The organism is Roseivivax sp. GX 12232 (assembly GCF_021272185.1).
Lineage (GTDB): Bacteria > Pseudomonadota > Alphaproteobacteria > Rhodobacterales > Rhodobacteraceae > Roseivivax.
On sequence record NZ_JAJSEC010000001.1, the window covers coordinates 339081 to 353090 of the forward strand.

14 protein-coding genes are annotated in these 14010 nt (G+C 72.7%); 7 read left to right on the forward strand and 7 right to left on the reverse strand.

What is annotated here, in order from left to right:
* Nucleotides 1-17 precede the first annotated feature (17 nt).
* The 7 genes from LR948_RS01490 to LR948_RS01520 all read left to right on the forward strand — a co-directional run bounded on the left by LR948_RS01490 (nucleotide 18) and on the right by LR948_RS01520 (nucleotide 7921).
* The gene (locus LR948_RS01490; RefSeq protein WP_232752144.1) at nucleotides 18-2105 is read left to right on the forward strand and encodes a TonB-dependent siderophore receptor; all 2088 of its coding nucleotides are present in this window, start codon (nucleotides 18-20) and stop codon (nucleotides 2103-2105) included.
* Complete coding sequence (locus LR948_RS01495; protein WP_232752145.1) at nucleotides 2105-2866, forward strand: ABC transporter ATP-binding protein; 762 nt, start codon at nucleotides 2105-2107, stop codon at nucleotides 2864-2866. Before LR948_RS01490 ends, LR948_RS01495 begins: the two co-directional genes overlap by 1 nt.
* A 53-nt stretch (nucleotides 2867-2919) precedes the next feature.
* A complete protein-coding gene (locus LR948_RS01500; RefSeq protein WP_232752146.1) occupies nucleotides 2920-3804 on the forward strand; it encodes an iron-siderophore ABC transporter substrate-binding protein in 885 nt (294 codons plus the stop codon).
* Nucleotides 3801-4757 (forward strand): iron-siderophore ABC transporter substrate-binding protein, encoded by a 957-nt coding sequence (locus LR948_RS01505; RefSeq protein ID WP_232752147.1) that lies wholly within the window; start codon nucleotides 3801-3803, stop codon nucleotides 4755-4757. Before LR948_RS01500 ends, LR948_RS01505 begins: the two co-directional genes overlap by 4 nt.
* The gene (gene fhuB, locus LR948_RS01510; protein WP_232752148.1) at nucleotides 4754-6736 is read left to right on the forward strand and encodes a Fe(3+)-hydroxamate ABC transporter permease FhuB; all 1983 of its coding nucleotides are present in this window, start codon (nucleotides 4754-4756) and stop codon (nucleotides 6734-6736) included. The genes LR948_RS01505 and fhuB overlap by 4 nt, the downstream gene beginning before the upstream one ends.
* Before the next feature lie 176 nt (nucleotides 6737-6912).
* The gene (locus tag LR948_RS01515) at nucleotides 6913-7341 is read left to right on the forward strand and encodes a hypothetical protein (protein ID WP_232752149.1); all 429 of its coding nucleotides are present in this window, start codon (nucleotides 6913-6915) and stop codon (nucleotides 7339-7341) included.
* Between the two features lie 109 nt (nucleotides 7342-7450).
* Nucleotides 7451-7921 carry a Dps family protein gene (locus LR948_RS01520; protein ID WP_232752150.1) on the forward strand — a complete coding sequence of 157 codons (471 nt, stop codon included), beginning with the start codon at nucleotides 7451-7453 and terminating at the stop codon, nucleotides 7919-7921.
* A 165-nt stretch (nucleotides 7922-8086) separates the two neighbouring features.
* On the opposite strand, the gene LR948_RS01525 is transcribed toward LR948_RS01520, so the two are convergent.
* The 7 genes from LR948_RS01525 to LR948_RS01555 form a co-directional block, all read right to left on the reverse strand.
* A complete protein-coding gene (locus LR948_RS01525; RefSeq protein ID WP_232752151.1) occupies nucleotides 8087-8338 on the reverse strand; it encodes a DUF1289 domain-containing protein in 252 nt (83 codons plus the stop codon).
* Between the two features lie 160 nt (nucleotides 8339-8498).
* Complete coding sequence (gene hemP, locus LR948_RS01530) at nucleotides 8499-8648, reverse strand: hemin uptake protein HemP (RefSeq protein ID WP_232752620.1); 150 nt, start codon at nucleotides 8646-8648, stop codon at nucleotides 8499-8501.
* 20 nt (nucleotides 8649-8668) lie between these two features.
* Entirely contained in the window at nucleotides 8669-8863 is a 195-nt protein-coding gene (locus LR948_RS01535; protein ID WP_232752152.1) for a hypothetical protein, read from the reverse strand.
* Nucleotides 8864-9186: 323 nt separating this feature from the next.
* A complete protein-coding gene (gene ccoS / locus LR948_RS01540; RefSeq protein ID WP_232752153.1) occupies nucleotides 9187-9345 on the reverse strand; it encodes a cbb3-type cytochrome oxidase assembly protein CcoS in 159 nt (52 codons plus the stop codon).
* A complete protein-coding gene (locus LR948_RS01545) occupies nucleotides 9345-11489 on the reverse strand; it encodes a heavy metal translocating P-type ATPase (RefSeq protein ID WP_232752154.1) in 2145 nt (714 codons plus the stop codon). Before LR948_RS01545 ends, ccoS begins: the two co-directional genes overlap by 1 nt.
* A complete protein-coding gene (locus LR948_RS01550; RefSeq protein WP_232752155.1) occupies nucleotides 11486-11938 on the reverse strand; it encodes a FixH family protein in 453 nt (150 codons plus the stop codon). Before LR948_RS01550 ends, LR948_RS01545 begins: the two co-directional genes overlap by 4 nt.
* Nucleotides 11935-13467, reverse strand: coding sequence for a 4Fe-4S dicluster domain-containing protein (locus LR948_RS01555; protein WP_232752156.1), 1533 nt, complete (start codon nucleotides 13465-13467; stop codon nucleotides 11935-11937). Before LR948_RS01555 ends, LR948_RS01550 begins: the two co-directional genes overlap by 4 nt.
* Between the last annotated feature and the right edge of the window lie 543 nt (nucleotides 13468-14010).

A 14010-nucleotide genomic window follows, 5' to 3' on the forward strand; every position in this document is an offset into this window, starting at 1 on the left:
TGCTTAAGGAGAGGGACATGCACCGCATGTACTCGAGCCTGTCGGTCTGCGCGCTTGTCGCGGCGGGTCCGGCTTTGGCTCAGGATATCGCGCTCGAGGCAATCACCGTCGAGGACGACAGCGGCGCCCGGGTCTATGGCGACCCCGTGGCGCTGGACACCCGCGGGGTCACCCGCTTCGACCGGCCCATCGCCGAGACCCCGCGCTCGGTCAATGTGGTCACCGCCCAGGAGATGCTGGACCGGGGCGCCACCGACGTCGAAGAGGCGCTGAGCTACGCCACCGGCGTCAACGCCGGGCAATGGGGCAACGACGCCCGTTCGGACTGGTACAACATCCGCGGCTTCGACCCGACCACCTTCCACGACGGGCTGATCTCGCGGCAGGGCTTCTACAACGACGTGAAGCCCGAGCCCTTCCTGCTCGAGAGCGTCGAGGTGCTGCGCGGACCGGCCTCGGGGCTCTACGGCAACGGCGAGGTCGGCGGCGTGGTCAACACCACCTCGAAGACCGCCGCGCAGGACAGCCCGGGCATCGCGCAGCTCTCCTTCGGCAACCACGCGCGCAAGCAGATCGGCCTCGATGTCGGCGGCGACCTGACCGAGGACGGGCGGCTCGCCTATCGTTTCGTTGGGCTCTACCGCGACGCCGAGACCCATGTGCAGCACTCCCAGGACGACGCGCTGGCGCTCATGCCCTCGCTGACCTGGCGGCCGAGCACCGACACCGAGGTGACGCTGCTCGCACGCTACCAGAAGAACGAGGCAACCCCGGACATCCAGTTCGGCTCGATCTACGGCACGCTTTACGACGCGCCCAACGGCAAGAAGCTCGAAAGCGGCTATTTCGTCGGCGAGCCGGGCTTCGACCGCTTCGACGCCGAACACGCCAGCGTCACGGGGCTGGTCTCGCACCGCTTCAGCGAGGTCTGGTCGCTCGACGCCCGCGCCCGCTACACCTGGGCCGAGGCCGACTACCGCCACGCCTGGTGGGCCTTCGACGACTACCCCACCCGCTACAACGCCGACGGCACCATCGACCGCACGGTCTACAAGGCCGAGAACACGCTGGAGTCCTTCAACATCGACGTGACCGGCCGGGCCGACTACCGGCTCTTCGGCTGGGAGATGGAGACCCTGATCGGTGCCGCCTATACCCGCGCCACCTATGACAGCGACACCGCCTACGGGATGCAGAACGGGCCGATCGATCCCTTCGATCCCGATTACACCGGCGTCACCATCGGCGATGTGACCGACAGCCCGGCCAACACGGTCGAGGAGACCGGCGTCTACCTGCAGACCAACGCGCGCTGGAACGACCGGCTGCATCTCGATGCGGGCCTGCGCTACGGCATGATCGAGACCGGCGAGACCACCGGCACCTTCAACGACGGCGCGGTGGCGGCCAGCGATGACGCGGTGACCGGCAATCTCGCCCTGCTCTACCGCTTCGACAACGGGCTGGCGCCCTATGTCAGTTACGCCGAGAGCTTCCGCCAGGAGGTCGTCGGCGAGGACGCCCAGGGCAATGCCTTCGAGCCGACCCGTGGGCGGCAATACGAGATCGGGCTGAAATACCAGCCCGCGGGCAGCGACACGCTGCTGACGCTCGCGGCCTTCGACATCGAGAAGTCGAACCTCGCGGTCACCGATCCCGACAACCCCGCCTTCCAGGTGCAGACCGGCGAGGCGACCTCGCGCGGGATCGAGATCGGGGCCAAGCACCACTTCGGCGATGTCTTCGTCGATGCGGGCTACACCTGGCTCGAGACCGAGAACGCCTCGGGCGACCGGATCTCGCAGGTGCCCTCGGACTTCGGCTCGCTCTGGGTCGACTGGCGTCCGCAGGGCGGCGCGCTCGACGGCTGGAGCTTCGGCGCCGGGGTCCGCCACACCGGCGAGAAATGGGACGGCACCGACAGCCAGCGCACCCCGCCCTCGACGGTCTATGACGCGGCGCTCGGCTGGTCGCAGGGCGATTTCGACCTGCGGCTCAACGTCCGCAACCTGACCGACGAGCGGGTCGTCTCCTTCTGCGGCACCGGCGCCTGCTACATGGGCCAGGGCCGCAGCGTGACCCTGACCGGGACGATGACCTTCTGATGTTCGAGCTGCGCGACATCTCGCGGCGCCACGACGGGCGGGAGGTGCTGGGCATCGACCGCCTGTCGCTGGGCGGCGCGGGGCTGACGGCGATCCTCGGCCAGAACGGCTCGGGCAAGACCACGCTCCTGTCGCTCCTGGCGCGGCAGGCGCGGCCCGACGCCGGGTCCATCACGCTGGAGGGGGCGCCCATTGCGGCGCCCTCGCAGCGGGCCTTCGCGCGCCAGGTCGCCTATCTGCCTCAGGTGCTGCCGCCGGTGCCCGGGCTGACCGCCCGCGAGCTGGCGGGGCTTGGCCGTTTCGCCTGGCGCGGCGCTTTCGGACGCTGGGGCCCAGCCGACCGGGAGGCTGTCGAGACCGGCCTCGCGGAGACCGGCGTCACCCATCTGGCCGAGACGCTGGCCGACGATCTTTCGGGCGGCGAGCGGCAGCGTGCCTGGATCGCCATGCTGCTCGCGCAGGAGGCGCCGATCCTGCTGCTCGACGAGCCGACGGCGGCGCTGGACCTCGCCCATGCCCACGAGGTCATGGGCCTTCTGCGCGCCATCGCCACCCGCGGCGGCTGCCGGGTGATCGTGGTCCTGCACGACGTGAACCTCGCGGCGCGTTTCGCCGACCGCATCCTGGCGCTGCGCGGCGGGCGGCTGGCCTTCGACGGGCCGCCCCGCGACTTCCTCGAGCCCGGCACGCTCCGGGCGCTTTTCGACATCGACATGGCGCTGCTCGACGGGCCTTCGGGCCCGGTCGCGGTGGTGGCCTGATCCTTTTCGCCCCCGGTCCCGTCCGCCCCGCCCCATCCGCAAGGAGACCCCACATGTTCCGCCTCGCCGCCTGCCTCCTGCTCTGCCTCACCGCGCCGGCCCGGCCCGCGCTGGCCCAGGACACCCCGCCCGAGCGCATCGTCGCGCTGAGCTGGGCCCAGGCCGAGACGCTGGTGGCCCTGGGCGTCGCGCCCGTCGGCGTCGCCGATGTGGCGGGCTACGCGCGCTGGGTCGGCACCCCGGCCCTGCCCGAGGGCGTGGCCGACATGGGTCTGCGCCCCGAGCCCAACCTCGAAGCCATCGCCGCCGCCGCGCCCGACCTGATCCTCGCCTCGGACCAGCAGCAGGACCTCCTGCCCGCGTTGCGCGAGATCGCCGAGGTCGCCTTTGTCGAGGGTTTCGACGCCGGCCAGGACAACGCCGCGGTGGCCCGCGCGGCGTTGCGCGACCTCGGGCAGAGGCTTGGCCGCGAGGCCGAGGCCGAGGCGCTCCTGACCGAGGTCGAGACCCGCGCCCGCGCCGCCGGCGACCGGGTGCGCGCGCATTTTAACGGCGCCCCGCCGGCCGTCCTGCCGATCCGGCTTCTGACCGCGACCACCGTGCGGAAGCACGGCGAGAACGGCATGGCGCTGGCGGCGCTCCGGGCCATGGGGCTCGAGCATCCCGCGCCGGGGGAGCCCACCGAATGGGGCTTCACCCAGCGCCCGGTCGAGGAACTGGCAGGCTTCGAGCGCGCCGCCGTGGTGAACTTCGTGCCCTTCCCCGAGCGCGCGGCGCTTTACGGCAGCGAGCTCTGGGGCTTCATGCCCTTCGTGCGCGCGGGCCGCTTCGCCGAGGCCGGGCCGGTCTGGACCTTCGGCGGGCCCTATTCCATCGCCGAGCTGGCCGAGGCCATGGCCGGGGCGCTGGTGACGCTCGACCCCGAGGCGGCGGAATGATCCGCGCGCGCACACCACGCCGCAGCGCCGGGGCGGTCTTCCGCGCTCTGCTCCTGGCGCTCAGCACGGCGCTTTCCGCCGCAGCGCTGCCCGCCTTCGCCGATGGCCCGGTCAGTGTCACCGACCGGCGCGGGCCGCAGAGCTTCGAGGCGCCGCCAGAACGGATCGTGGTGCTCGACTGGGCGCTGGCCGAGGCGCTGCTCGACCTCGGGATCGCGCCCCTCGGCGCGCCGGAGCTGACACTCTACCGCGACTGGGTGGGCACGCCCGCCATGCCCGAAGGCGTGACCGACATCGGGCTGCGCAGCGCGCCCAACCTCGAAACCATCGCCTCCCTCGAATCCCAGGCGATCGTGGCCGCCGATCTCTCCGCCCAGGAGGTCGCCCGGCTGGAGGCCATCGCGCCGGTCCTGGTCTTCGACGCCTGGTCGGCCGATCACGACAATCTCGCCGCCCAGCGCGAGATTTTCCTCGAACTGGCGCTCCTGACCGGGCGCACCGCCCGCGCCGAGCGGCTGCTCTCCGAGATGGAAACCGAGATCACCCGGCGCGCCGAGGCGCTGGCCCGGGCCTATGGCGGCACCCCGCCCGACACCGCGGTGATCCGGCTCAACGATGCCGCGACGCTCTGGGTCTACGGCGAGAACGCCGTGCCCACGGCCGCGCTCGAGGCGCTCGGCGTCGCCAATGCCCTGCCGCAGCCGCCCTCGCGCTGGGGCGTGGCGCAGAAAAACCTCGACGCCCTCGCCGAGGTCGAAGAGGGCGCGATCATCGCCATCCGCCCCCACATGGCCGGGGCGCAGGTCTTCGAAAGCCCGCTCTGGCAAAAGCTGCCCGCCGTCGCCGCGGGGCGCTACGCCGAGGCCGGGCCGGTCTGGAGCTACGGCGGTTATCTCTCGCTCCTGCGCCACGCGCGAGCGCTCTCGGACGCGCTGCTGGCGCTGGCGGAATGATCGCCCGGCCCGCCCGCTTGCCCCTGCCGGGGCTTCTCGCGCTGACCCTCGCGCTGGTCGCGGGGCACCTGATCCTGCGGATCGAGATCGCGCCGGCGCGCTTCCTGGCGCTTCTGACCGGCACCGAGGCCCAGAGCTTCGCCGAGATCCGCGTCACCCACGCGGTCTTGCCGCGCATCGCCATGGGGCTTGCGGTGGGCGCGGCGCTGGGGCTCGCGGGCAGCCTTTTCCAGCAGATCACCGGCAACCGGCTGGCCTCGCCCCTGACACTCGGGGCGGCCTCGGGCGCCTGGCTCGCGGTGGTGGTCGCCACGCTCGCCGCCCCGGCGCTGGTCGCGGGCGCGCGGGAATGGGTGAGCCTCGCCGGGGCCTGCCTGGCCTTCGCGCTGGTCCTGGGCATCGCGGGGCTGCGGGGGCTTCTGGGCCTGCGCGCGGTGCTGGCGGGCATGGCGGTGAACCTTCTCTTCGAGGCGCTCGCGGGCGCGCTGGTGCTCCTTGAGAGCCCCTACTTCAGCCATCTCTTCGTCTGGGGCGCGGGCGACCTGGGCCAAAGCGGCTGGCAGAGCCTGACCTGGGTCCTGCCGCGCCTCGGGCTCGCCGCGCTCGGCGCGCTGGCGGGGCTCCGGGTGCTGGGGCTCCTGCGGGCGGGCGCGGGCGGCGCCGAGGCGCGCGGGCTGTCGCTGGCGCCCTGGCTGGGAGGGCTGGCGCTGATCGCGCTCTTCCTGACGGCCATCAGCGTGGCGGCGGTCGGCATGATCGGCTTCATCGGCCTTCTGGCGCCGAACCTCGCGCGGGCCTGCGGCGCGCGCCGTCCCGCGCAGGAGATCCTCGCCAGCGCGCTCATCGGCGCGGCGCTCCTGACCGGGGCGGACCTCGCGGCAGTCCTGATGAGCGGCGCCCTGCCCGACATGGTGCCGACCGGCGCGCTGACCGCGCTCGGCGGCGCCCCCGCGCTGGTCCTGCTGCTGCGCCGGAGGCTCGGGGCCGCCGACCACGCCGCGCTGGAGATGCCGCAGGGCCCCGCCCGGCTGCGCCCCGTCGCGCTGGCCGCGCTGGCGCTTTGCGCAGGCAGCGCGCTGGTCCTCGCGCTGGCGCTGGCGCAGGGGCCCGGCGGCTGGCAGTTCACCTGGCCCGAGCCGATGACGCTGTCGTTCCGCTGGCCGCGCATCCTTGGTGCCGCCGGGGCGGGCGCGGCCATGGCGCTCTCGGGGGTGATCCTGCAACGGGTGATCCGCAACCCGCTGGCCAGCCCCGAGGTCCTGGGCATGTCCTCGGGGGCGAGCTTCGCGCTGGTGCTGACGACCCTGCTGACCGGGGTGTCGATCCACAGCGTCGGCGCGGGCGTGGCGCTGGCGGGCAGCCTCGGGGTCATGGTGCTTCTCCTGGCGCTGGTGCGGCGGCACGGCAATGCGCCCATGGTGGTGGCGCTGGTCGGGATCTCGCTCGGCGCGGTGCTGGACGCGCTGGTGAAGATCGCGCTGGCGGCGGGCACGGCGGACAGTTTCGCGATCCTCGGCTGGCTCGGCGGTTCGACCTACCGGGTCTCGCCCGGGGGCGCGCTGAGCCTGGCGGGGGTCAGCCTCGCGGGCGTCGCGGCCGCCTGGGCCGGGCGGCGCTGGCTGACGCTGATCGCGGCGGGCGACGCGGTGGCCGAAGCGCGCGGGCTGGCCATCGCCAAGGCGCGGGCCGGCTGCCTGGCCGGAGCGGCGGCGCTGGCGGCGCTGGTCACGGCGGTCATGGGCCCGGTGAGCTTCGTCGGCCTTCTCGCGCCGCATCTCGCGACGCTGATCGGCGCGCGCCGGGCCGGGCCGCAGGTGCTGGCCGCCCCGGTGATCGGCGCGGTGCTCATGGTGGTGTCGGACTGGATGGGGCGGGTGCTGCTCTACCCGATGCAGCTGCCCGCGGGCACCATCGCGGCGCTGCTCGGCGGCGGGTTCTTCCTGGTGACGCTCCTGCGGCTGCGCGGCGGGCGGGGGTGACGGCGGGGGCGGGGCGGCGCCGGGCAACCGACCGTCCCCCTTGTCCGGGTCTTTGCACCGCCCCCGCGGCATCTCGGCGCGCGCCCTGCCCTTGCAGCCGCCATACCCTACAATTATTGTCAGCCATAGCGGCGCCCCACCTGCCGCCTGCCCCACAGCCTTCGAGGACCCCGCCCATGGTGCCGCTCAAGCTCGAGCATCTGCCCTTCGACCCGGCCCCGCGCCCCGCCCCGATCGCCGAGACGATGCGGCCGCTTCTGAACCACCTCCGGGTCACCGCGTTGAGCTGTCGGACGGCGGCGCGCAGCGACCTCTTCCAGGCCTGCGCGGTGCTCTCCACTGACCGCACGGTGGCCCGCAGCGCCCACGCGGAGACGCTGATGCGCGGGCTCGCCCAGGCCTTGGGCCAGCGGCCCGTCCTTTACCGTCCCGACGCGCGGGAGGTCTCTTTCGACGAGGCCTGGCTGGCGCGGCTCGCCCATTCGGCGCAATCGGGCGACGAGGACAGCTTCCAGTTCCTGATCCGCGCCCGGGTGCCCCATGCGGCGCGGCGCAACCTGGCCTTCCTGGTGCGCGCGGTGGCGGCGGAATTCCAGCCAGTTTAGAATTATTCTAATCTCTCCATTGTTCTTCCCGGGGAACGCCCCAAATAGTGCCGGGCGAGCCAGCGGACCTGCCAGCCAGCCCCGAGCCAGGACAGATCAAGGAGATGTCATGACCCAGACCGCACATTCCCTGACCCCCGACGCGCAAAGCGCCATCGGAGCGGCGCTGCAGCAATCGGTCGCCGAGACCACGGTGACCACCATGCTGGCGCAGAACTTCCACTGGAACGTCACCGGCATGGCCTTCGCGCCGCTGCACGAGCTGTTCCAGAAGATCTACGAGGATCACTTCGAGGCCCAGGACGACCTGGCCGAGCGGATGCGCGCGCTCGACGTGCATGTCGAGGCGACGCTGGCCGGCATGGTCGAGGCCTCCAAGGTGGCCGAACATTCCGGCACCGCCAGCGACAAGCAGATGATCGAGGCCATGCTGGTCGCCCAGGAGACGCTGGCCGCGACGCTCGCGGGCTGCGGCGAGCTGGCCGCCGAGCACGGCGACACGCTGACCGAGGATCTCTGCATCGCGCGCGGCCAGACGCACGAGAAATTCGCCTGGTTCCTGCGGGCGCATCTGCGCTGAAGGCGCGGCGGCCCCGGCCTGACGGGTCGGGGGGCGCCCCGGCGGCCCCGGCCCGAATGGTCGAGTGTCGTCTTGGCGGCGCGCTCGCAAATCGCCACGACCTAGGCCGGGGTGTTTCCTTCGGACCACGGGCGGCGCCCCGACCGGGCGCCCCGCCCTCTCCTCTCAGGCGCTCAGCGCCAGCTTTGGGCGCGCGCCCTTCTTGGCGCAGCGCTTCTCATAAGCCGGCGCCCAGGCCCGGTATTTGCCCATGTTCTCCTGCTGGGCCACGAGCATCGTGAGGAAGGCCTCACGGTGCTTGTTGCTTTTCAGGGACTTGAAGAGCTTCTTCTGCCCCTTGGTCATGGAACAGCCGATGCAGTGGCCCTCACGGCGGAACTTGCAGACGTCGATGCAGGGGCTGGGGATCTTGCTCATGGGAAACCTCGCTGGGGGCGCGGGCCGGGCCGGTCCCCGGGGGCGCCGCGCGGGGCGAGGGAACCCTGCGGGACGCCTCCGGTCCGCCACCCGACCTCGGGGCGCGCCGATGGCTGGGAAGATGCGGGGCCGCGCGCGGGAGGCGCGGCCCTCCGTAGGGTCATTTCGTCAGGATCAGCTTCTCCGCACGGGTGATGCGCAGGGTGTAGACCTGCCCGTCGAGGACGAGCCGCGCGCAGGCATCGCTGCCGACGAGGCGGCGGGCGTCGTAGACCGGCGTCGGCGCCGGATCGGTGTCGCTGGGGCACATGGGATCGCTGTCTTCCTTGGTCATGGCCGCGTTCCGAGCCGGTCGGCAAGCGCCTCGACCGGGGTGTCCGAGGGCCCGCCCGCCTCGAGCGCCGAGGTCAGCACCTCGCACCAGCAGGTCTCGGGCCGCTCCGGGCAGGCGTGACGCTCGGCCCGCGCGCGATTGCGGGGCGCGGAGGGTGGCGCGGCGCAAAAGGTGGCAAGCGGTCTGGTCATGGATCTGTCCCCGGTTCGGACCGCCGGCGCGGCGCCCGGCGGTGTGGGGATAGTCGACTGTTTTAGTCGGATCGTCAATCCCGACAAAAAGAATAAGTTAAGGCGCGGTGAGCTAGTTGGCTGCGCGTCGTGTCAGGAGGCTGGGCGCTGAGGACCATGCGGCGTGAGGCTTGTCCGGCGCGGCGGGCTTCGAAGCGATCTGAGCGACTGCATTCTGGTGCCCGACTTTGCGTAAGCTACGCCACCGCCCGCCCGGCCCGGTGCGACTTAAGAAGACAGAAGCGCCTGCTTTCACAGTCAACAACTGGGGCGACGCCCCCCCCTCACCCCTTCGGCGCCTCGTCCCAGCGCGGATCGAGGATCCGGTGCCGGTCCCCCTCCGCGTCCTCGTATTGCGCCGCCCGAAGCGTCCAGAGAAACCCTCCGAGCCCCAGAAGCCCCAGGCCCACCGAGACCGGGATCAGCACCACCAGCACGTTCATCACATCCTCCGAAGCGCGTTGAGCGAAACGCTGACCGAGGAGACCGACATGGCCAGCGCCGCGAGAAAGGGTGTGGCGAGCCCGGCCAGCGCCACCGGCACCGCCACGATGTTGTAGGCCGCCGAGAGCCAGACGTTCTGCCGCATCCGCCCGAGCCCCGCCCGGCTGATCGCCAGAAGCTCGGGGATCAGGTCGAGCCGCCCCGACAGAAGCACCACGTCGGCGGCGTTGCGCGCCGCGTCGAGCCCCGAGCCCGGCGCCACCGAGGCATGCGCCCGCGCCAGCGCCCCGGTGTCGTTGAGCCCGTCGCCGATCATCAGCACGCGGCGGCCCTCGGCGCCGCGCGCGGCGATCCAATCCGCCTTGCCCTCGGGCGTCATGCCGCTTTCGGCGCGGGCGATGCCCAGGGTATCAGCGAGGCGGCGGCAGGGCCCCTCGGTGTCGCCCGAGAGAAGCGCCGCCTCGAAGCCGCGCGCCTGCAGGGCGCGCACCGTGGCGCCTGCCTCGGGGCGGGGGTCCTCCTCGAAGGTGAAAAGCAGCGGCGCGCCCTCTCCGGGATCGAGCGCCACGCCCTCGCCCTCGGCACCGATCCAGGCGGGGCGGCCAAGCCGCACGAGCCGGCCGCCGTGTCGGGCCTCGATGCCGCGTCCGGGGATCTCGCAGGCCTCGGTGACGGGGTGCGGCGTCAGTCCGCGCGCCTCGGCCGCGGCGACCAGCGCGCGGGAATAGGGATGGTTGCTTGTCGCGGCGAGCCCCGCCGCCAGCGCCAGCTCCGCGTCCGAGGGGTTGCCGCGCAGCCGCGCCGCCCCGGTCGTGAGCGTGCCGGTCTTGTCGAAGACCACCATGTCCACCCCCGCCAGCCGTTCGAGCGCGGTCGCGGATTTCACCAGGAGACCCTTTCGGAAGAGCCGCCCCGTCGCCACCACCGAGACCGCCGGCACCGCGAGCCCCAGGGCGCAGGGACAGGTGATGACCAGGACCGCGATGGCCACGTCGACCGCCCGCCAACCGTCGCCGGTCAGCGCCCACCAGGCGATAAAGGCCGCGAGGCTCAGAAGATGCACCAGCGGCGCATAGGCCCGCGCGGCGCGATCGGCGATCCCGGCGAAACGGGTGCGCTGGCTCTCGGCGGTCGCGACCAGCTCGGCCAGCCGCGCCAGCGCGGTGTCGCGCCCGGCGCGCACCACCCTGAGAGTCAGCGCGCCCGAAAGCGCCACCTCGCCTGCCGAGACGGCGGCGCCGGGGCCCACGGCGAAAGGCGCGCTCTCGCCGGTCAGGGCCGAGCGGTCGAGGTCGCTCTGCCCCTCGGTCACGATGCCGTCGGCGGGCAGCCGATCGCCGGGGCGCAGGGCGATGCGGTCGCCGGGGCGCAGGTCCTCGGCGCGGACGACCTCGGGGCCGGTCTCGGTCAACCGCACCGCCTGCGGCACGCTCAGCGCGGCCAGCTCCGCTGCCGCCGAGCGCGCCGCCGCCCGCCCGGCGTGATCGAGCGTCCGCCCGATCAGCAGGAAGAAGGTCAGCGCCAGCGCCGCGTCGAACCAGCTGTGCCGGTCCGCGCCCTGAAGCGCCCCGACCAGCGAGACCAGCGCGGCCAGCAGGATCGCCAGCGAGATCGGCACGTCCATGCCCAGCCGCCCGCCCCGCAGCGCGCTCAGCGCGGCGGCGAAGAAGGGCCGCCCGGCGAAGGCCACCGCCGGCAGGGCGATGGCGGCGGAGACCAGGTGGAAGAGCTGCGCGGTGACCTCGGCCGCGCCGGACCAGACCGCCACCGACAGCAGCATGACGTTCATCATGGCAAAGCCCGCGACGCCGGTGCGCATGATCAGGTCGCGCATCACCGGGTCCTGGCCCGCGAGCCGCGCGGGGTCGAGCATCTGCGCCCGGTGCCCCGCCGCCGCCAGCGCCGCGATCAGGGGCTCGGGCGCGAGATCGGCGCCTTCGATCGCCACCTGCCTGCGCGAGAGGTTCACCCGCGCGCCTGTGACCCCGGGCCAAGCGCCCAGCGCCGCCTCGACCGAGGCGATGCAGGCGGCGCAATGGATGTCCGGCAGATGCAGGGTCAGCGCCTCGGGCGCGGCCCCGCGCGCCGCGCTGTCGCGGGCGATCTCGGCGGCGCCGACGCAGGCGGGACAGGCCGCGTTCACGGCGCGACCCGGAGCGAGAGGCTCTGCACGAAGGGCGCCTTTTCGCTGCCACCCGCGAGGTCGAGCCGCCAGAGGCCGGGCTCCAGCGTCACCCGCGCCCGGCCCGCGGCGTCGAAGGCCAGCTGCCGGTCGGCGCCGCCATGGGTCGGCCGGCCGATCCTTGCGGTGAAGCCCTCGGGCGGGACCGGCTGGCCTTCGGCGGTGGTGACGCGCAGGGTCAGCGCGCCCGAGGCGTAGGTCGCGCGGGCCTCCCAGCCGAGCGCTTCCTGGGCGCTGCGGCGGGCCTCGAAGCTCTGGCTCGCCACGTAGGAATTGGCGACCTCGAGGCCCGGGAAGGTGCCGACGGCCTGAACCGCGAGGGTCACGTTCACCGCGATAATCAGGCCGAAGCCGCAGAGGAACATCATCAGCACGTGGCGGCCGGTGAGCGGGCGGGATGCGGATGTCATGGAGCGTCTCCGTTGAAGGTGGTGGCGACCCGCGCGGTGGCGCCGGTTTCGACGTCGCGGGCCTCGATGCTGAGCGCGCTGCGGTCGGCGCTTGCGGCGGGCGCCCCGGGGGGCGCGGTGACATAGACCCGGATCAGCCGCTGGCTGTCGGCGCGGATCGCCACCGCACCGGGCTCGGCGCCCTCGACCTCGAGCGCCAGCGCGCCGGGATCGCTCAGCGACAGGGCGATGGCGCTCGGCACGCCCTCGCGGTTGCGCAAGCGCAGGTCGTAGGCGTTGCGGATGCTGCCGTCAGACAGGGTGATGAAGCTGGGGTTGCGCACCGGGGCCACGGTCAGCTCCAGCGTCGGGCGCAGCATCAGCGCCGCGATGAGCGCCAGCCCGCAGGCCAGCCAGAGCGCGAAATAGACCAGGTTCCGGGCCCTCAGCACATGCTGCCAGGCCGGGCGCGGCGCGCCGCCCGCGGCCTCGCGCGGGGCGTCCTCGAGCGCGAGGTAGTCGATCAGCCCGCGCGGCCGGTCGATCCGGGCCATGACCTCGTCGCAGGCGTCGATGCAGAGCGCGCAGGTGATGCAGGCCATCTGCTGGCCGTCGCGGATGTCGATGCCCATGGGGCAGACATTCACGCAGGCGTTGCAGTCGATGCAGTCGCCGGCGGGGGCCTCGGGCGGGGTGTCGTGGGCGGCGGCGGCGCGGGTGGCGCCGTCACGGTTGGGCATCGGCAGGAGCGGCGAGCGCCCGCCGATCCGCGGCCCCGCGGCGCGGGTGGCGGGGGTCGCCTGGCGCTTCAGCCCGCGCCCGCGCGGCTCGCCCCGCCAGTCGCGGTAGGCCACCGTCAGCGTGCCGTCGTCCATCATGGCGCCCTGGATGCGCGGCCAGGGGCACATGTAGATGCAGACCTGTTCGCGCATGAAGCCGCCGAAGGTGAAGGTGGTGAAGGTCAGGACCCCGATCGAGGCCCAGGCGACCGGCGGCGCCTCCAGCGTCAGGAGGTCCCGCGCGAGGCCCGGCGCATCGGCGAAATAGAATACCCAGGCGCCCCCGGTCGCCAGCGCGATGGCGAGCCAGAGCGCCCATTTGCTGAGCCGCAGCCGCCATTTGCGCGCGCTCCAGGGCGCGCGGTGCAGGCGCAGGCGGGCGTTGCGGTCGCCCTCGACCCAGCGTTCGACCAGCAGGAAAAGATCGGTCCAGACGGTCTGCGGGCAGGCATAGCCGCACCAGACCCGCCCGAGTGCGGCGGTGAAGAGGAAAAGCCCGACCCCGGCCATGATCAGCAGACCCGCGACGAAGTAGAACTCGTGCGGCCATATCTCGATCCAGAAGAAATAGAAGCGCCGATGCGCGAGATCGACCAGCACCGCCTGGTCGGGCAGCGCGGGCCCCCGGTCCCAGCGCAGCCAGGGGGTGACGTAGTAGATCGCCAGCGTCACCGCCATGATCTGCCATTTCAGCCGGCGGAAGGCGCCGGAGACCCGGCGCGGGAAGATCGGCTCGCGCGCGGCGTAGAGGGAGGTGTCTTCGGTGCTCATGGTCTCACGTCCTGTTCGCCGGGCCGTTATGACGGGCGGGCGAAGGGCGCGCGTTGACCTGGATCAAGGGGGCGGGGGAATTGGGGGGTGGTTGGATGTGGGCGCAGGGTGGATTGGGTGTGGGCGCAGGAGCGAACTCGTCAGAGGCCGATCCGGTCCGTGGTCTAAGCGGTCAGTACCTCGCCCCCGCGCACCCACTCCCCCACACCAAACCGCCCCGCCCGCCCGAATGACGCGCTCTCCGTCCCACCAATTGCGCCCGAACAGCATCGAAGATGCCGGGCGCGCGCCGGACCGGCCCCTTGGGCCGGCGCTCTTGTGGGCGGCGTGCTTCGCGTATCGTTCGTCCTGACCTTGCTGCCATTAAGCGCACCGCTCAGAGGTCAGCAGCGCCGGCCCCCGGTCCGGCGCGCGCCCTCTGGTGCGAGGGGTGATGGCGGTTTGGCGTGTTCGGACCGGTTGGGCCAAGGGCCATAGGGAGAGAGACTTGGCAGGTGTGGAATGACACGCGCTGAGGTGGCGCGCTCTAAGGTGCACGGTGCC